The 18,662-nt window shown below is 36.5% G+C and carries 13 protein-coding genes and 1 tRNA gene; 4 read left to right on the top strand and 10 right to left on the bottom strand.

Annotated elements, in window-relative coordinates; all coding sequences use genetic code 11:
• Nucleotides 1-44 precede the first annotated feature (44 nt).
• Nucleotides 45-2,894, top strand: coding sequence for an excinuclease ABC subunit UvrA (gene uvrA / locus HHU12_RS06700; RefSeq protein WP_205959801.1), 2,850 nt, complete (start codon nt 45-47; stop codon nt 2,892-2,894).
• A 305-nt stretch (nt 2,895-3,199) separates the two neighbouring features.
• On the opposite strand, the gene HHU12_RS06705 is transcribed toward uvrA, so the two are convergent.
• The 3 genes from HHU12_RS06705 to HHU12_RS06715 form a co-directional block, all read right to left on the bottom strand.
• Nucleotides 3,200-3,958, bottom strand: a complete 759-nt coding sequence (locus HHU12_RS06705) for a class I SAM-dependent methyltransferase (protein ID WP_169655985.1) — start codon at nt 3,956-3,958, stop codon at nt 3,200-3,202.
• Nucleotides 3,959-3,984: 26 nt separating this feature from the next.
• On the bottom strand, nt 3,985-4,518 hold the full coding sequence (locus HHU12_RS06710; RefSeq protein ID WP_169655986.1) for a hypothetical protein: 534 nt from the start codon (nt 4,516-4,518) through the stop codon (nt 3,985-3,987).
• Between the two features lie 133 nt (nt 4,519-4,651).
• Entirely contained in the window at nt 4,652-5,254 is a 603-nt protein-coding gene (locus tag HHU12_RS06715; protein WP_169655987.1) for an OmpH family outer membrane protein, read from the bottom strand.
• A gap of 250 nt (nt 5,255-5,504) precedes the next feature.
• Between HHU12_RS06715 and HHU12_RS06720 the strand changes: the two genes are divergently transcribed.
• The gene (locus HHU12_RS06720; RefSeq protein ID WP_169655988.1) at nt 5,505-7,544 is read left to right on the top strand and encodes a BatA domain-containing protein; all 2,040 of its coding nucleotides are present in this window, start codon (nt 5,505-5,507) and stop codon (nt 7,542-7,544) included.
• A 105-nt stretch (nt 7,545-7,649) separates the two neighbouring features.
• Here the strand turns inward: HHU12_RS06720 and HHU12_RS06725 are convergent, their stop codons facing one another.
• Both HHU12_RS06725 and HHU12_RS06730 read right to left on the bottom strand, forming a co-directional pair.
• Nucleotides 7,650-10,043 carry a GAF domain-containing protein gene (locus HHU12_RS06725; RefSeq protein ID WP_169655989.1) on the bottom strand — a complete coding sequence of 798 codons (2,394 nt, stop codon included), beginning with the start codon at nt 10,041-10,043 and terminating at the stop codon, nt 7,650-7,652.
• 248 nt (nt 10,044-10,291) lie between these two features.
• Nucleotides 10,292-10,373: transfer RNA gene (locus tag HHU12_RS06730), tRNA-Leu, on the bottom strand.
• Nucleotides 10,374-10,661: 288 nt separating this feature from the next.
• On the opposite strand from HHU12_RS06730, the gene mnmA reads away from it, so the two are divergent.
• Nucleotides 10,662-11,867: a tRNA 2-thiouridine(34) synthase MnmA gene (mnmA, locus tag HHU12_RS06735; protein ID WP_169655990.1), complete on the top strand. Its 1,206-nt coding sequence runs from the start codon at nt 10,662-10,664 to the stop codon at nt 11,865-11,867.
• 205 nt (nt 11,868-12,072) lie between these two features.
• On the opposite strand, the gene HHU12_RS06740 is transcribed toward mnmA, so the two are convergent.
• The 5 genes from HHU12_RS06740 to HHU12_RS06760 all read right to left on the bottom strand — a co-directional run bounded on the left by HHU12_RS06740 (nt 12,073) and on the right by HHU12_RS06760 (nt 16,629).
• Complete coding sequence (locus HHU12_RS06740; protein ID WP_169655991.1) at nt 12,073-12,603, bottom strand: rod shape-determining protein MreD; 531 nt, start codon at nt 12,601-12,603, stop codon at nt 12,073-12,075.
• Nucleotides 12,604-12,640: 37 nt separating this feature from the next.
• Nucleotides 12,641-13,504, bottom strand: a complete 864-nt coding sequence (gene mreC, locus HHU12_RS06745; RefSeq protein WP_169655992.1) for a rod shape-determining protein MreC — start codon at nt 13,502-13,504, stop codon at nt 12,641-12,643.
• Between the two features lie 241 nt (nt 13,505-13,745).
• Entirely contained in the window at nt 13,746-14,771 is a 1,026-nt protein-coding gene (locus tag HHU12_RS06750) for a rod shape-determining protein (RefSeq protein WP_169655993.1), read from the bottom strand.
• A 345-nt stretch (nt 14,772-15,116) separates the two neighbouring features.
• Entirely contained in the window at nt 15,117-15,782 is a 666-nt protein-coding gene (locus HHU12_RS06755; protein WP_169655994.1) for a carboxypeptidase-like regulatory domain-containing protein, read from the bottom strand.
• A 163-nt stretch (nt 15,783-15,945) separates the two neighbouring features.
• Nucleotides 15,946-16,629 carry a hypothetical protein gene (locus tag HHU12_RS06760; RefSeq protein WP_169655995.1) on the bottom strand — a complete coding sequence of 228 codons (684 nt, stop codon included), beginning with the start codon at nt 16,627-16,629 and terminating at the stop codon, nt 15,946-15,948.
• Between the two features lie 447 nt (nt 16,630-17,076).
• On the opposite strand from HHU12_RS06760, the gene atpD reads away from it, so the two are divergent.
• Nucleotides 17,077-18,582, top strand: a complete 1,506-nt coding sequence (gene atpD, locus HHU12_RS06765) for a F0F1 ATP synthase subunit beta (protein WP_062618916.1) — start codon at nt 17,077-17,079, stop codon at nt 18,580-18,582.
• Nucleotides 18,583-18,662: the final 80 nt, after the last annotated feature.

Genomic DNA, 18,662 nt, shown 5'->3' on the forward strand with positions numbered 1-18,662 from the left:
TTTTTAAGGACTGAATTTGTTATTTCATCATCATTTCAAACACTTTGGAGAAACACTCAGAAGCATACATCGAGGAAGAAATTGCCATTTACGGGGCAAGAGAGAATAATCTTAAAAACTTTGATTTAAAATTTCCTAGAAATAGTCTAGTGGTGATCACTGGCGTTTCAGGTAGTGGAAAATCGTCTTTAGCATTCGATACTATCTACGCAGAAGGACAAAGAAGATATATGGAGTCTTTTTCTGCCTACGCTCGTTCTTTTATTGGAAATATGGAACGTCCGGACGTAGATAAAATTGAAGGTTTAAGTCCTGTAATTTCTATTGAACAGAAAACAACTTCAAGAAACCCTAGATCGACTGTAGGTACAACAACGGAGATTTACGATTTCCTTCGTCTGCTTTATGCTCGTACGGCTGATGCTTTTTCTTATGTAACAGGTGAGAAAATGATTAAGCAAACGGAAGATCAAATCATTGAGTGGATCATGAGTCATTATGACGGTCACAAAATGATTATTCTTGCTCCTGTGATCAAAGGTCGTAAAGGTCATTATAGAGAACTTTTCGTTCAGCTTCGAAAGCAAGGCTACAGCAAAGTGCGTGTGGATGGTGAAATTTTGGACTTAGTGCCAAAAATGCAGGTCGACCGTTATAAGACCCACGATATAGAAGTAGTGGTGGACAGAGTGAAAGTAGCTGAGAAAGATATTTTCAGAATTACGCAATCACTGAAAACGGCGATGAAAGAAGGTAAGGGAATCATGATGACGGTTTTCCCTGATGCACCTGCAAAGGAACAAGTAAAGTTCTTCTCCAAATTCTTGATGGATCCAAAGTCGGGTATCTCATATGATGAACCTGCTCCAAATATGTTCTCTTTCAACTCTCCTTACGGAGCATGTCAGACATGTAATGGTTTGGGTGAGATTGAGGAAATCACAAAAGAAGCCGTTATTCCAGACCCTTCGAAAAGTATTTTTGCGGGTGGTATTGTTCCATTAGGGGAATATAGAGATATCTATATTTTCAAGATGATCGAGCAACACTTGAAGCAAAAAGGATATACGCTTTCGACTCCTATCAATGAGTTGAGTGATGAAATGATTGAGATTGTACTTCATGGTTCTGATGAAGAAATTGAAGTATTGACTGCCAAGGAGTCGAAATATGATTCTGCTTGGGTAACTCAATTTGAAGGGGTAATTCCTTTCTTGAAAAGACATGCGAAAAGCAGTTCTGAAAAAGTAAAAAACTGGGCGGAGGAATTTACAATCGTCAAAACTTGCCCTACTTGTAATGGTGCAAGACTCAAAAAAGAATCTTTACATTTTAAGATTGCAGATAAAAACATTGCTGATCTGGCTGAAATGGACATCAAAACATTTGGGCAATGGATCAATAATGTGGATGACGACCTTACGGAACGTCAAAAAACAATTGGCTCTGAAATTCTCAAGGAACTAAGAAAGAGAACACAGTTTTTGATCAATGTAGGTCTCGATTATCTGACTTTAAATAGATCATTGAGAACACTTTCGGGTGGTGAAGCACAACGTATTCGTTTAGCAACGCAAATCGGAACACAACTCGTAGGTGTACTTTATATATTGGATGAACCGAGCATCGGTTTACATCAGCGTGATAATGTCAAGTTGATCAAATCACTACAAGATTTAAGAGATTTAGGTAACTCAGTCATTGTAGTGGAGCATGATAAAGACATGATGTTGGCCTCTGATTACATTCTTGATATTGGCCCGAAAGCAGGGCTTTATGGAGGAAATGTAGTGGCGGCAGGAAATCCAGATGCCTTCTTGAAGCAAGGAAGTGCAACAGCTGATTTCTTGAGTGAAAAACTCCAGATTGAAATTCCTAAAAAGAGAAGAGATGGTAATGGAAGATCAATAGAATTAAAAGGTGCTTCTGGCAACAACCTGAAAAATGTTGATGTTTCTTTCCCATTGGGTAAAATGATTGTCGTATCAGGCGTTTCAGGTTCTGGAAAATCTACTTTGATTCACGATACCTTATATCCAATTCTTAATCAAAAGATATATCGTTCTAAAAGGGCTCCTAAAGCATATAAAAGTATAGATGGACTAGACTTTATTGATAAGGTTATTGAGGTAGATCAATCGCCAATTGGTAGAACTCCTCGTTCCAACCCTGCCACTTATACGGATATGTTCTCTGAGATCAGATCATTGTTTACTCATCTTCCTGAATCAAAAATCAGAGGATACAAGCCAGGCCGTTTCTCATTTAATGTAAAAGGTGGTCGTTGTGAAAACTGTCAAGGTGGTGGTAAGAAGTTGATCGAAATGGACTTCCTTCCTGATGTTTATGTAGTTTGTGAAGAATGCAAAGGCAAGCGTTATAACCGTGAAACATTGGAAATCAGATTCAAAGGAAAATCAATTTCTGATGTATTGGACATGACCGTTAATCAAGCGGTAGAGTTTTTCGAAGCTCATCCAAAAATCATGAGAAAGCTATCTGCTTTGAAAGATGTTGGCTTAGGATATATAACATTAGGGCAACACGCTACTACACTTTCAGGCGGTGAAGCACAACGTGTAAAACTCGCCACAGAACTTTCGAAGAGAGATACGGGTAAAACTTTCTACATTTTAGATGAACCTACAACAGGCCTTCATTTTGAAGATATTCAACACCTTTTAGATGTACTTCACAAGTTAGTTGACAAAGGAAATACGGTACTTATTATTGAGCATAATTTAGATGTAATTAAGGTGGCTGATCATATCATTGATATCGGCCCAGAAGGCGGTGCTGAAGGTGGAACTGTAGTGGTAACGGGAACTCCTGAAAAAGTGATCAAAAACAAGAAGAGTCACACTGCAAAATACCTAAAGGAAGAGCTTAAATAATGTGGATCAGCACACTACAATTTTCCGAATCATATATAACAGATTTCTCCTTTACTGCGATATTTGTAAAATAATATTTTACGGAAATTCCATAAGTGCAAAATAAATGAATGAATATTTTGTTATTTAATAGGAACACAAAACAATTCACTTATTATTGCACTATGTTGATAATTATTTGCATTTAGTATACATTAGCTTTATATTTGTGTCACTAACCAATTCAATTATCACTTCAAATAAAAAGCACGTTTTCAGTGAAGAAAACGTGCTTTTTTGTGTTTAGACACTATTATTTTTAAAGATCAGACTTTCTTGGCAATATAAAAGCCATAACTGTAATAGTCTTTGAATTTTTGATACATCTGAATCTCTCCTTTTTCCTGTTCAACTAGATTTTTAGCTTTCTCTGAATGATCATTATCTTCTAAAAAAGAAGCAAAACGATCTTCCATAGGGCCGTAATAATTTTTCAGCCAGCTCTCCTGTTTCAAAGGAAAATACCCCACAGGTTGATACCCTAATTCTTCCATTGTTTTCATTTTGTTAGAAGCAGTATCAATTTCTGGATAAGCAGCATTCCAATATTCCTCAATTTCTGAAGGGCGTGTACCTGTCAACCAAGTGATTTCACTCACCGCAATATAACCTCCAGTCTTAAGGTATTTTTTCCACTCTTCCAGCCCTTTTTTAAACCCAATATTATAAATCGCACCTTCTGACCAAATCAAATCAAACTCCTCTTCTCGAAAAGACAGCTGATCCATCGATTCTTTCAACGTTTTGATTCTATCGTCAAAATTATTTTGAACAGCTTTTAAATTTAACTGCATCAAAAATTCAGAAAATAAATCTACCGCGGTGATCTCTGCATTTACCAAGGCATTGGCCAAGGCGAAAGTTTGAGCACCAGAACCACATCCGATATCTGCTACTTTTAACTTTTCAATTCCATCAAAAGCTGTAAATGACAATGCTTTCTCTGTTTCAGCATCACTTCCAGGACCTTGTCTTTCTGCTTTTACATGAAAATCGATCAGTAATTTAAAATCTTCTTCAGTCATAAGATTAGGGTTAATAAGGGTTAGGATTATAATTTCATGTCTGTCTCTTCAAAAGGAATATTCTGAAGCATTATTTCTTTGTCTCTTTTATTCAATCTCAAATCAGAGATAACGGTATGCACTGTTGGGTTGCTCATTGCTAACAGTATCAATGAGAATAAGTATACACCCATCATCAAAGGCTCTAGTGTCAATCTATACAATACCACTGTCACTACAGGTGCTACAGCCAAAGGTATAAATTTAAAAGATTGTGCTTTCAACAACATCGTAAGTCTGTAAGGCAATGAATCTTCTTTTCTGATCACCTTTAGTTTCTTTTGATACTGCATATAAACGACAACTGCTACTGCTACTGCAATCAATGCCACAATACCTGAAAAGACTTTTCCTAGAGGAGCTATAACTCCTTCCAATTCTTCGTTTTTATCTTGAAGATACCAAATAGTGAAAAAAGGAACAGAAAGGCTCGCCAAAGAATAAAATACAATTCTTAATTTATTGACCATCTCAAATGGCTCTTTGAATCCTTCAAAAAAGGTAGGTTTTTTATCGCTCATCTTGTATAATAAATTTGTTACCACAAATGTACAACGCTAACATTTTAAAGTAAAAAAAATCCACAACAGCCTAACAACTATTGTGGATTCAGAAGTACTTGAAGGTACCTTAAGTACTTATAGAAATTTTAAATTACTTCGTTCCTTTCTCTTCAGAAGTCGCAGCAACTAATTCCTCTTCATATTTTGCATTCAAACCATCGATAACAGCTTGAGTGATGTCTTCTACGTTTGGTGTTGACCAGATTACAGTAGACGTAACGCCATCGCTATAACCTAATATAATACTGTAGTTTTTATCTGCAGAGTAAGCATCTAAAAATTCTTTTACTCTCTTACGTACTTCAGCTTGGATTGCAGCCTCTTCAGCAGCTAAACCTTGTGCTTGTGATTGCTGAGCAATTTGAATTTCTTGTTGTTTGATCGCTAACTCCTCTTGCTTCTTACGGATGTCATTTTGTGACATTAAACCCGCTCTAGCTCTTTTTTCAAAGTTTTCCGCCTCTTTCTGCAATTTCATTGCACGTGTCTGCAATTGCTTTTGGCTCTTCTCTACTTTCGCTTGGAAATCTTTGTACTGATCCTCTCCATACTTATAGTAAACCGATAAAGTATCGTTGTTGATATAAGCGATTTTTGTTGTAGCTCCTTCAGGTGCTGCTGTTTGAACAGGTTGAGGTTGCTGACATGCAATCATTGTAGCAATGATACCTACTACGATTAATAACTTCTTCACTTTATTTATTAGTTTAGAATGTGATTCAAAAAATATACTATGAAAATAGATAAAAAAAACCTCGAGGGAAGATTATTTTCTATTTTATTTCCGATTTAACTCGGCACAAATATAATTAAATCCTTCTAAGTGTAAAAAGTCCTATTCTTTCATTGTATCTTACTAGTATATTTTTCACAAAAATGATGAAATTAGATAAATAGAAGTACTCTTTTGTACCTCAAAGTATCGCTATAAGTCTAGATTTTCTATGAACTTCGTAAACCCTGTTTTTTTATATGCCCTGCCTTTGGTTGCAGTGCCACTGATTATTCACCTTTTTAATTTCCAGAGGTCGTCTGAAGTGAAGTTCACCAATGTAGCTTTTCTTCAAACCGTCAAGGAAATGTCCAATGCACAGGACCGTTTGAAAAAGATATTGGTGATGATTGCCCGAATGGCTTTTATACTTCTGGCAATTCTGACCTTCGCACGCCCTTACATACCTAAAGAAGATGGAAGCACACTGTTGAAAGGCGACACCGGGAAAATCAGTATTTATATTGATAACTCATTCAGTATGCAAAGCGAACGCAATGGCAAAACGCTTCTTGATGCTGGTAAAGATATTGGCCGAAATATCCCTGGTATTTTCCCTGTGGGTTATAATTATCAGATTATTGATAACCGCTTTACAGGAAGTTCCAGATATTTTAAAAATCAGGATCGAACGGAGGAAGAAATCATCAGTTTGACTTATTCTAACTTTACTAGAGGTTTAGATGAAATCAACACCTTCAGTCAGGATGCTTTTGTGCGAGAAAAAATGGGTGATAATAAACAGATCTTTATCATTTCTGATTTTCAAAAATCCACGAATCAGGAATTCGAACAGTTTGATTTTGATACTTCTACTACTTACCACCTGATTCCATTACAGGCCGATAAAACCGAAAACCTGCGTATTGACTCTGTTTGGCTAGAAAAACCTTTCTTAAAAGAAAAAGAAAATAATAAACTCTTTGTCAAAGTCTCAAACCTCGGTAAAGGAGAAGTAAAAGACAGAGATCTGAAATTATATATCGAAGACGTACAATCCTCTAATGCTAATATTTCATTGGAAGAAAATGAAACCAAAACCATTGAGATGGCATTTGCAATCAGCAATGCAGGTTCAAAAAGATGCAGAGTGAGTATTGATGACTACCCTGTTGATTTTGACAATGATCATTATTTCATTTTGAATGTCTCGCCTAATATCAATATTGCTATCATATCGGATAACCCTAGAAAGTACCTGTCTACGGTTTATAAAAGTGAGCCTTTCTTAAATGCAACTTCTTTCAGATCCAACTCCATTGATTATTCAGCTACAAACGGTGCTGACTTATTGATTCTGGATTATGTAGAGTCTATCAATGAATCATTAAACGAGGTCATCACTAATGCTATACGTAATGGAACGAATATAGCAGTGTTCCCACCTCCAAATATGGATATCGATAGTTATTCAGCCGCTTTTGGTGTATTGATTTCTAAAAATAATATCTCAGCAAGCAGTCAATTTATCGGTACAACTCCTCCTCCTAAAAAGGACCCTTTCTTTGCCAATGTATTTGAAAAGAGAATCAAAAATATGAGCATGCCTGAAGGTATTTCTAATTACCAATGGAACGGCAGAGGGGTACATACATTATTGAGCTACAAAAACAGTCAGAGCTTCTTGTCAGTACAGGAAAATGCTCTTCAGAATATCTATTTCAGTTCTGTACCGCTTGATCCTAAATACTCCAACTTTGGAAAACACGCCTTGTTTGTACCGGTCATGTACAGAATGGCTATTTTGAGTAAAACGCAGTCTGATCAATTATCATTTAATTTTGGAGAGAAAAATATCCGCATCCGTTTGGATGGACTTCAGAAAGGAAGCATGTACAAACTGCAGAAAGGAGAACTTGAAATTATCCCTACTCAAAAAGTCAATGCTGATATTCTGACATTAAAACTACCGAATGAGGATATGGAAGCAGGTTGCTATGCGATCAAGAGCACTGAGAATGATGCCATCATCGGTTATATCGCTTTCAATTATGATATACTGGAATCAAAACTTGAAAGCTATTCTACAGATGCTTTACAAGAGAAATTCAAAGACATCAAAAACGTGAAACTATACAGCAACATCAAAGCTGATACTTTCAAGCAAGTCTTTCTAGAAGACAACGTTGCACAGCCACTTTGGAGAATCTTCTTACTTCTAGCTCTATTTTTCTTGAGCATAGAAATGGGTATTCTAAGATTCTGGAAATAAATTCAGAAGATTTTTACTTCTAAAGTATATTTTCCAAACATGGAATAAAAAAATCCATTGCAAACCGAAATCTGCAATGGATTTTTTATTTATGCTTATTGAAGACTAAACCTTTTCAACTTCTGAAGACAGATCATCTCCTTTTTCTCCTAGTTGAGATTTATAGAATAGAATCTGTTCGTCTTTCAAGGCGATTTCTTTCTTCAATTCTTTTCTCACCTCTTCCAATTCATATTGCCTTCTTGCCATTTCCTCCTGCGTAGTCTGAAGCTCTTCTGTATTCTGAAGCATCTCTTCCTCTCTCGTTCTCAACTCCTGCGTCAACTTCTGCGCATCAGAAAGCAGATGAGCAGTTCTTGTATTGTGTTTTGCAGAGGTAATCGCTGACGCAATATTTTCTGAAATCCTTTCCACAAACTCAATCATATATCTTTCAAATACATCAAAAGAAGCCACTTCAATAACTCCCAAGGCCTGCTCATTGAATTTCAGCGGTACAATCAAAATACTTTTGGGAGATGCTAGTCCCAGACCTGTTACTATCTTAGAATAGCCTTCAGGAACATCATCAATAAACAATGATTCATTTTCCTGCCAGCAACGCCCTGCCAAGCCTTCACCAAACCCAATCTTTTTATCAAGATACTTTTGTCTATCAAAAGCATAACATGCCTTTAACTGTAAGAATGATTTATCAGCTATTTCATCATCTTCCACCAAGAATAACATTCCCTGATTGGCCGATAAATAATCAACAAGTTCTCTCAATACAACTTCATACAGCTGATCTACATTATCAAGATACTGCCTTGTGATATCTGCAAACTTTGTAATTCCTTCATTGACCCATTGTCTTCTGTAATCTTCAATAGAAACCTCTTTTAAGCGGTCTCTCATTTTCACCAAAGAATTACCTAAAATATCTTTATTGCCATAGGTCTCAAATTTGGTCTCAAAGTTCCCCTTACCAATATCTCTAGCAAAATCTGAAGTATCTCTTGTACGTTCAATCAAGGTATTCATAGACTCAATAGTCTGTCCTATCTCATCTGCTGAAGTCACCGGAATTGACGCGGACAAATCTCCCTTAGAGAGTTTACCAATCGCTTCCTGTAATTTATAAATCGGTCTTGTAAAACTCGTAGAATAAGCATTGGAGATAATTACACCAATAATGAAGATAACCAAGGTCGCCAATGCCACATTCCACTTCAGCCTTTCAATCGACTCAAAAGCTTCCTCTTCTTGCATTTCAGCAATTATAATCCACGGCAGCTCTCTTATCTTCAAAGTAGAATAAGCACTCAATGCAGGCTTCCCTAAATAGTTCTTGGATAGCATATTGCCAGAGTGTCCTTTTAAGGCATCAAGTATTGGCTCCGTTTTTACCGTTTTAGAAAGTACGGTAGTTCTTAATGACTTTATCTGATTGATTTCCTCTCCTGGAACATTCAAGTCCAATAATTCTTCATAAAACTTTTCTGATTCCTCTTCAAAAAGACGGGCATCACTTCTCATCAACTGATCTTTACCTACCAAATAGGTTTCACCTGTTATCCCTAGTCCTTCTTCCACCCAATCACCATCATCAGTCATAATTTTATTTACTGCAGACAAAGGCATTGTAGCGATAAGTACTGCGATCTTTTCTCCTTCCTCATATACTGGAGCAGAGAAAAACAACTGCAATTCACCGTATGCACCTTCATAAGAAACAAAATCAGATAAGATCACCATATTTGGACGGATAGAGTTTCTTGCCAATGTAAAGGCCTGTCCCAATGCTGACTGCCTGAATACCCCAGACATCAAACTTGATCCAAAATCTGTATTTTTTGCCACAGAATAAATTACTTCTGAGGTATGTACATTGACCAATAAAATATCTGAGAACCCATCAGCCATTAAAAATCTTCTAAAAGAAGAATGATATCTTTCGTGAATATCTGAATAGGCCGTCTTATCATTGGCCCTGTTCAGTAGTTCTTTTTTACCGATAGGATGTTTATTGTTGGCAATATAAAGGTTCTGAAGTACTACAGCCTTATCTGATAACTCATCTGTACTCTTTGTCAGTTGTTTTGAGAAAAGATCCTGATCACCGAGCTTTCTATCCACACTTGTTCTGTAAAATTCCTTGAGGTCTCTGCGCATCAAAGTAATTTTACCAGGAGAATAATAAAAATCCATGATGGAGTAGGCAGGAGAAAGCTCCATCACGGCATCAGCCACCATTCTACTTTGTGCCAATACACTTACCTGCTCTTTAGCATCCTCAATAAAAGACTCCAACGCTCTTCTTTTCACTTCCCTTACAGAAGTCAACTGATCGAACACGGCCTCTTCCAACGATTTCTTAGCAGAGTAATACCCCAAAAAGCCTACTGCAATACTTGAAAGCACTGCAATCATTAGCATGTTAAGCAAAACCTTAACACGAATACTTAAATCATTTAATCTTAAACCAACATTTCTGGAAGTTGATGATTGATCACTCATAGTCTACTTTATATGTCTCCTACTATTGCAGTACTTTAAAGCAATTCAAGTACCATGATTACATAGTGGATGTATGAACTATTTCTTTTTATAGAATTTATCTCTGATTATGAAAAATAATCATTCTAAGTGAATAGATGAAATTATTCTGATTATAAAGAATAACGAAGAAACGGATATTCTATTTTTAAGATTACTAAATTTTGGGCATAAAAAAAAAGGTTGATATTTCTATCAACCTTTCTAAGTGCGGGTGGAGGGACTCGAACCCCCACGCCGTGAAGCACTAGATCCTAAGTCTAGCGTGTCTACCAATTTCACCACACCCGCTTTTTGTGGTGGCCTTTTGTTTTAAAGCGATGCAAAGGTGCACGTTTTTATATTACCACGCAAGTTTATCATAAAAAAAATTCCTAAACAAAATTAAATATAATGCGATTTACATTTCCAAAAAGAATATCAGCCTGTTATTCAGATGTGTTAAGTATCTGATAATAAATAGCGTGTGCAACATCAAAAAGATATTCCTATCTTTGAAAAAAAAAATCAGATTTTTATAAAAAAAATTTGATCTGTTTGTGAAAAGGGAACTTAACCCCCTGTAAGCATTTTAATTTTATGGCAAAAAGAGTAGTAGTAGGTCTATCCGGAGGAGTAGACTCAAGCGTAGCCGCTTATTTATTAAAAGAGCAAGGTTATGATGTAATTGGTCTTTTCATGATCAATTGGCATGATGGAAGTGTAACAATTCAAGGTGAATGCCCGTGGATTGATGACAGTAATGATGCATTGCTTGTGGCAAACAAGTTAAACATCCCTTTCCAAAGTGTAGATTTAAGTGAACAATACAAAGAACGTATTGTGGACTATATGTTTGCTGAATACGAGGCAGGCAGAACACCCAACCCAGATGTATTATGTAACAGAGAAGTGAAATTCGATGTCTTTATGGATATTGCAATGTCACTTGGTGCTGATTATGTGGCCATGGGGCATTACTGCAGAAAAGATTCTTTTATTGATGAAAATGGTAAAGAAGTCTTTCGTTTACTTGCAGGTGTTGATGGAAATAAAGATCAAAGCTATTTCCTATCTCAGTTGAATCAAGAACAGCTTTCTAAAGCTTTATTCCCAATTGGTGAGCTAACAAAACCAGAAGTAAGAGCTATAGCAGCTGAACAAGATCTTATCACAGCTAATAAGAAGGACTCTCAAGGTCTTTGTTTTATTGGAAAGGTAAAACTTCCTGATTTCTTAAAACAACAGCTTATGCCAAAAGAGGGCAACATCGTAGAAGTACCTGTTGACCACCCTATCTATCTGGAAAGAGAAGCATCTATCAAAAATGCCTCTTCTGAAGCTGAAAAACTGGAGCTTGAAACAATCCCTTATACGTACAAGCCTACATATGGTAAAAAAGTTGGGGAACACCAAGGTGCACATTATTACACTATCGGTCAACGTAAAGGCTTAGGTGTTGGAGGAACTCCGCTTCCTTTATTCGTGATTGCAACAGATACAGAAACAAATACTATTTATACTGGTCAAGGTAGTGAACATCCTGGTCTGAATAGACAAGGCTTGAAAGTAGAATCAAACGAAATTCACTGGGTCAGAGAAGACTTGCGAATGGAAGTTGGTGAAACTAGAGAATATATGGCTAGAATCAGATACCGTCAGCCTCTTGAAAAAGTCACTCTTTATCAAAAAGAAGATGGTTTATACTGTGTCTTTGAAAACAAACAATCTGGTATCTCAGCAGGTCAGTTTGTCTCTTGGTATGAAGGGGATGAATTAATAGGGTCTGGTGTAATCGGCAGATAATTTAAAACTGATGGTGGGAGTAATTTTACCATTTTCTATAAATTGATTATCCGTTTGAAGCACTTATAAGTACTAGGACATAAGTTTCTGAAATAAAAAAATGGTCATAAGTTTTCAATTACTTATGACCATTTTTTCTTGGAGTATGTCTGGAACATCTCTTTTATATTTTAATTTCTTCTTCACAAGATTCCATTGCTTTTAATCAAAGTCTTCTTCTACCTACATTTCCATAAAATAGATACTGAATAGCCAATACTATCATTAATGTAGCTACTGTACTTAAAACACCTCTTAAAATCGCCTTAGGCATAAAAGATGTGCTTCCTGCCTCTATTACAAATAGAACAATATGATGGATAAGAATTTGAGGTATCACAAAAACTAAAAAAGTACCGAAACCCATTTGATTTAAAGTGGGCACTTCTGATAGTTCATATCCTCCCGTTGGAGCAGTCCACCTCATAATTTGAGTTCTTGTAAAAGCTAAGAAAACACAAGAAGCAGTGTGTATACCGATGGAATCATAAAATATATCAATCACAAAGCCCATACAAAACGCTACGATCAGGATACTCATATTCATGGCTCCAAATGGCAGCAATACTAAAAAAGCAACGTAAGGAAACACCATCACATTACCATCAAAGAAAGTAAGGTTTCTAAAAAATAATACTTGAACAAAAAGGTAGATTAAAAATAAACCTACTTGTTTTAACCATATTTCTCTTCCCATAATTTATTCTTGATCCTTAAGACTCTTACTAAAAATTTTACTGTTCATCCATCGCTTCCAGAGAATCTTTCTCTGCTCTGAACAATGACTTTGAAACATAAACGTGATGCAGTTTTGAGAAATCTACAGATACATCAATCGTCACTAACCAAAAACGCTCTGATGGTGTTTTTTCTGCTTCTGTCACTACCCCCAACATTACACCTTCTGGATAAACAGTATTGAACCCTGATGTTGTAATCGTATCACCTACATTAATATCAAGATGAAGCGGTAAATAATTTGCTGACGCCTTTGTAGGATCCTCTGTATTCCATTTTACTGTACAAAGTGCTCCATTCTTCTTCAACTCTGAAGAAACGGCCATATCTCTATGCAATAATGAATAACATGTAGCAAAGTGGTTTGAAACTGATTTCACTTGCCCTACTACACCATCTTTTGTCATGATTCCCATTCCCTCTACAATTCCATCCTCTCTACCTTTATTTAAGGTGATATAATTGGCAGATCTATAAACAGAGTTGTTGATCACTCTTGCAGGGATAAAATCATAAGCAATAGTATCACTCATACCATAGAAAAGAGGAGATAAAGCATCTTTTTGAACCACCTGCTGATCAGTACTATCATTAATCCCTACTATTTGATTCAATTCAATCTGCTTTCTCAGAAGTGCATTTTCATTCAACAGGTCTTCATTCACCTCGGTAAGGTTGAAGTACTGCTCAATATTTGATGTAGTATTATAAATCCCTCCTACTACAGTGTTAGAAGAAGACAGAATAACCGAACGCTGATAAGTATTATTATTCACAATCAAAGCTGCCGCAACAAGCTCTAAAAGGATAAACACTAAAAAGACTCGGTATTTAAATATGATAGCAAATAATTGACTCATACAATGGCAATCAAAAATGTTAAGTACTAAGCCAAAAATAGTTAATAATTAAATTATTTTGTCTTGGTACTTATCTCCAGAAAAAATATAAGAAAGAAAAGGTTTTTAGCTTAAGTAATACTGATCTGGTACTTATCGTAATTATTTCTCTCCCTTAAATATCATGCAATTTAAAATGAAGTTCCGAACAAAAAAAAACGCAATGGAATCTTTCAATTCTTATTGCGTTATTTTTATCTAATTAGGTAATCAAAATGGCTTTGTACCTATTTAATTCTTTCAAGACATGGCCCGTTCCTAATACAACGGCTCTCAATGGATCTTCCGGCACATGCACCGGCAACTTCGTTTTCAGTGAAATTCTTTTATCCAATCCTCTAAGCAAGGCTCCTCCACCCGTGAGGTGAATACCTCTGTCATAGATGTCGGCAGATAATTCTGGAGGAGCTGTTTCTAATGCCCTCAGAATTGCTTCTTCTATTTTTGAGATGGATTTATCTAAAGCAAAAGCAACTTCCGCATAAGAAACATTGATTACTTTCGGAATACCTGTCAATAAATCACGACCTCTGATTTCATAATCTTCTGGAGCATCATCAAGCTCTGCTAATGCGGCTCCAACTTCAAATTTAATTTTCTCTGCTGATCGTTCACCAATAAGTAGATTATGTTGACGACGCATATAATCTAGAATATCTCTATTGAAAACATCACCGGCAGTTCTAACAGATTGATCACATACAATGCCTGACATTGCAATCACTGCAATCTCAGTTGTTCCACCCCCAATATCAACAACCATGCTTCCCATCGGCTCTTCAATATTGACACCAATACCAATTGCTGCCGCTATCGGTTCCGGCACCATGTACACTTCTTTTGCTCCAGCATGTTCGGCAGAGTCACGAACAGCCCTTTTTTCTACTTCTGTAATTCCTGAAGGGATACAGATTACCATTCTGTGGGAAGGTGTGAAAAATCGTTTTTTAGCATCAGACATCTTTATCAAGCCACGGATCATTTGTTCTGCAGCATGAAAATCAGCAATTACACCATCTTTAAGAGGACGAATTGTTTTAATATTCTCATGTGTTTTCTCATGCATCTGCATGGCTTTAGCTCCCAGAGCAATCACTTTTCCAGATTGTCTGTCTAATGCAATGATAGAAGGTTCTTCTACCGCAATTTTGCCTTTGGTGAGGATCAGCGTGTTAGCTGTTCCAAGATCTATTGCTAGATCACTTGTAAAAAAATCAAAGAAGCCCATTGATACTTTACTCTTTTTTCATTTTTCGAGATAATTGGTATAACTGCAGTAAAAAAAATCGAGTTATTAATGGTTTCAATTTGTAGCAATTACTTACATGTAAGCAATTACTCTCAGTTTATTGAAAAGGAAATACAAGATAAACGATCAGAATTTATCTCGTCTATTTTTATTGGTTCATCAATACAACCGCTATAATGAAGCATAATAACCGCCTTATCTACGGCGAAGTACTAGATGAAAATTAATGATAATCATAAATCCTCCGTTTACTTTTGTCCTAGTACTCAAAAAAGAAACGACAAATAATGTACCTATGGTATATTATTTCTCTATAAAAATACGTTAATCTTTTCTTTTAAAGTCACCCCTCTTGATGGATTTAATCAAATCACCCCAAGCAAATGGATTCAACAAAGGATTTGCTGTTTCCATAAAATACTGAGTAGCAATCTGATCCGCCCTATAATTCATATAATATTTGTAGTTGCCACTAGCACCCATTGGTAATGCATTGGACATCATTGTCAATTTTTCCTGACTAAGATTTTTTTCCATATTTTCCACTCTTTGATCTTTCTGTTCTCCAAGAGCTAAAAATGCCTCTTCAAAAATCTCTTTGGTTGGATATGGAAATACCTCTAAAAGTGGAAGTTCTGTAACTTCTTCTCTCATTTCTATCAATACCGTAAAACCAAGGTCATCCCTTTTAGGAATTACAATCTCCTGTTTTGCAAATCCAACTGAACTGACAACAATTGTATCACCCACTTGAGTAGGCATAGTGAAAAAACCTGCATGATTGGTAACTGTACCTCTACCCGCTTGTTTGATATAAACGTGAGCTCCGGGAACACCATAAGAACTATCTCCTTCCACTACAATACCTGAAAACTGTATTGTATTCTGCTCTCCCTGGGCTAAAATGTCATTAGGCTGTAAAAAGAAGGCTACTATTCCTAAAAACAGTATCGCCTTGATATTTAATATTTTTCCAAAAAATTGAATCATTCTCCGTCAATGAATAATTTTGATAAGTGATTAAGTTTATCAAATATAAGGAAAGCCTCAATACAAAAGGGATGTAATGAGGCTTTTCTTAAAATATTTGTAAATAATTAAGTGAATTAGAGTTTTTAAGTTTCTTCTTTTAACACTCTAATGCATTATTATATTAATGTCCAGTATTACCTTCCGTTGAAACTACAGACGCCAACATTGACGATTTAATTTTCTCAAACTGTTGTTTCTTAAGGTTTTTCAACTCAATATTTCTTTCATGCACCCATTTTTCCGGGCTGTATTTTCCTTCAGGATACTTATCCCAATACCCTGTATATTCTAATCCTAATGATTCAAACTCCATTCTGAATTCATCATCAATCAGGATAAAATTCTCTCTTAAATTTCTTGATAACTGTGTGATAGCACTAGGAGTCTGCACCATCTTCTGCTCCATTTCTTCAAAGTGCTGCTTCAATTCTTGTCTTTCTTGTAAGATCTCGTTTGCCGTTACTTGCTCTTGAAGCTCTTCTCCTTCCCAAAAAGCATCATCTGCTGCATGCACCTCTGTTTCAAGCTGTTTCTGTTGCTCAGCTGAAATCCTCATATGCTGTTCGTTTTGTGCTAAAGGCGCTGAAGATCCAAGCATTTGTTTCCAGCTTTTGATATTCTCCTTTTCAGCAATATTCATACAAACCCATGACTTACCGACATAGGCAGCCCACAAACTCATATCCGTTGGTGTTTCTTGTAGTAGTGACCAAACTTTTGGTTTGTTAAGAGGATCGTTGGCATATGCATTCACACTCAAAGTGGTAAATGCCAGTAATAGATAAAAGGTATTTTTAATCTTCATTTTTCACACAGTAAGTTGTCATTTTGGGTTGTTCATAAGTTACACTTCGATGGTATATCTAAATAAACAACGTAAAATGAGCGTTGATTGCTAAAGTAACCTAAAAAATCATGCCTAATTCGATGTAAGTTTTTATAGCAATAGTTATCAATTATAATAAAGTCTGCCTACAAGAACTAAAACTTACGTGTAAATTCCTAATAAATTTTAATCTTGATTCGATATACGCCATTCTATTAACTCTATTTGGTAAAAAAGGCAGTCAAATTCAAAATTTCAACCGGTATACCATAAAATTTGCAATTAAAATACAATTCTTACACTTAAAATGTCAATAATCTTTGGAATCATTAGATAGTATTATAGTTTTGCATTGAAAATAGTCTTTGAAGTAGTCTTGCTTCGAAGCTTGTGTTTGAATTCATTGATATAATAATAAATACCAAGATGTCAAATATCGGTAAAGTTTCCACAGTCATTGGACCAGTAGTTGACGTCAGCTTCGAAGCAGAAGGATCTACGCTACCTGCGATTTACAATGCTTTGAAGGTGAAGAAATCCAATGGTCAGGAGATCATTTTGGAGGTTCAACAACACCTTGGCGAGGAACGCGTTCGTACAGTAGCGATGGACGGTACAGAAGGTCTTCAGCGTGGAGCTGAAGTACTTGATACAGGCGAGGCTATTGCAATGCCTACAGGTGAAGAAGTTAGAGGTCGTTTATTCAACGTTGTAGGTGAAGCTATTGACGGAATGAAACAACCTTCAGGTAAAACTTCATTACCTATTCACAGGTCTGCTCCTCCATTTGATCAATTAGCAACTTCTACAGAAGTTCTTTATACAGGTATCAAAGTAATTGACTTATTAGAGCCTTATACTAAAGGTGGTAAAATTGGTCTTTTCGGTGGTGCCGGTGTAGGTAAAACAGTATTGATCATGGAATTGATTAACAACATCGCAAAGGTATACTCAGGTATTTCTGTATTTGCTGGTGTTGGTGAGCGTACTCGTGAAGGTAATGACCTTCTTCGTGAAATGATCGAATCAGGCGTAATCAAATACGGTAAAGAATTCGAAGAAGACATGGAGAAAGGTGGATGGGACCTTTCTAAAGTAAACGAAGAAGAGCTTGCTCAATCACAAGCGACATTGGTATTCGGTCAAATGAACGAACCTCCAGGTGCTCGTGCTCGTGTAGCTTTATCTGGTCTTACAATTGCAGAGTATTTCCGTGATGGTGACGGTGAAGGTGAAGGTAGAGATATCTTATTCTTCGTTGACAACATTTTCCGTTTCACTCAAGCAGGTTCAGAGGTATCAGCCCTTCTAGGTCGTATGCCTTCAGCCGTAGGTTACCAACCAACGCTTGCTACTGAAATGGGTGCTATGCAAGAGCGTATTACTTCTACTAAGAGAGGATCAATTACATCCGTACAGGCGGTATATGTACCTGCCGATGACTTAACTGACCCAGCTCCAGCGACAACATTCGCCCACTTAGACGCACAAACAGTATTATCACGTAAGATTACTTCAATGGGTATCTTCCCAGGTGTTGATCCACTTGAGTCATCTTCACGTATCTTATCTCCAGATGTATTAGGAGACGAACACTACAACACTGCCCAACGTGTAAAAGAAACAATCCAACGTTACAAGGAATTACAAGATATCATTGCAATCCTTGGTATGGACGAACTTTCTGAAGAGGATAAGCAAGTAGTAGCAAGAGCTCGTAGAGTTCAACGTTACTTATCTCAGCCATTCCACGTAGCAGAACAATTCTCAGGTATCCCAGGTCTAATCGTAGACATCAAAGATACTATCCGTGGTTTCAACGAAATCTTAGATGGTAAGTGGGATCATCTTCCAGAAGCAGCCTTCATGTTCGTAGGTGCTATCGAGGAAGCTGTAGAAAGAGGTGAGAAAATGCTTGCTGAAGCGAAGTAATTCCTTCATCAACTTAATCATATTCAAAGACGGGAGTCTGGGATCTTCTCGGATTCCCGTTTTTAATTTAGGGAGTAGGA

The organism is Flammeovirga aprica JL-4 (assembly GCF_012844305.1).
Classification (GTDB): domain Bacteria; phylum Bacteroidota; class Bacteroidia; order Cytophagales; family Flammeovirgaceae; genus Flammeovirga; species Flammeovirga aprica.

Excerpts from the sequence above, each read along its gene's own strand:
- HHU12_RS06720 (WP_169655988.1), top strand. The coding sequence starts at position 5,505 with ATGAACTTCGTAAACCCTGTTTTTTTATATGCCCTGCCTTTGGTTGCA.
- HHU12_RS06750 (WP_169655993.1), bottom strand. The coding sequence starts at position 14,771 with ATGGGCTTCTTTGATTTTTTTACAAGTGATCTAGCAATAGATCTTGGA.
- HHU12_RS06705 (WP_169655985.1), bottom strand. The coding sequence starts at position 3,958 with ATGACTGAAGAAGATTTTAAATTACTGATCGATTTTCATGTAAAAGCA.
- HHU12_RS06755 (WP_169655994.1), bottom strand. The coding sequence starts at position 15,782 with ATGATTCAATTTTTTGGAAAAATATTAAATATCAAGGCGATACTGTTT.
- HHU12_RS06740 (WP_169655991.1), bottom strand. The coding sequence starts at position 12,603 with ATGGGAAGAGAAATATGGTTAAAACAAGTAGGTTTATTTTTAATCTAC.
- atpD (WP_062618916.1), top strand. The coding sequence starts at position 17,077 with ATGTCAAATATCGGTAAAGTTTCCACAGTCATTGGACCAGTAGTTGAC.
- mnmA (WP_169655990.1), top strand. The coding sequence starts at position 10,662 with ATGGCAAAAAGAGTAGTAGTAGGTCTATCCGGAGGAGTAGACTCAAGC.
- HHU12_RS06710 (WP_169655986.1), bottom strand. The coding sequence starts at position 4,518 with ATGAGCGATAAAAAACCTACCTTTTTTGAAGGATTCAAAGAGCCATTT.
- HHU12_RS06760 (WP_169655995.1), bottom strand. The coding sequence starts at position 16,629 with ATGAAGATTAAAAATACCTTTTATCTATTACTGGCATTTACCACTTTG.
- mreC (WP_169655992.1), bottom strand. The coding sequence starts at position 13,504 with ATGAGTCAATTATTTGCTATCATATTTAAATACCGAGTCTTTTTAGTG.
- HHU12_RS06725 (WP_169655989.1), bottom strand. The coding sequence starts at position 10,043 with ATGAGTGATCAATCATCAACTTCCAGAAATGTTGGTTTAAGATTAAAT.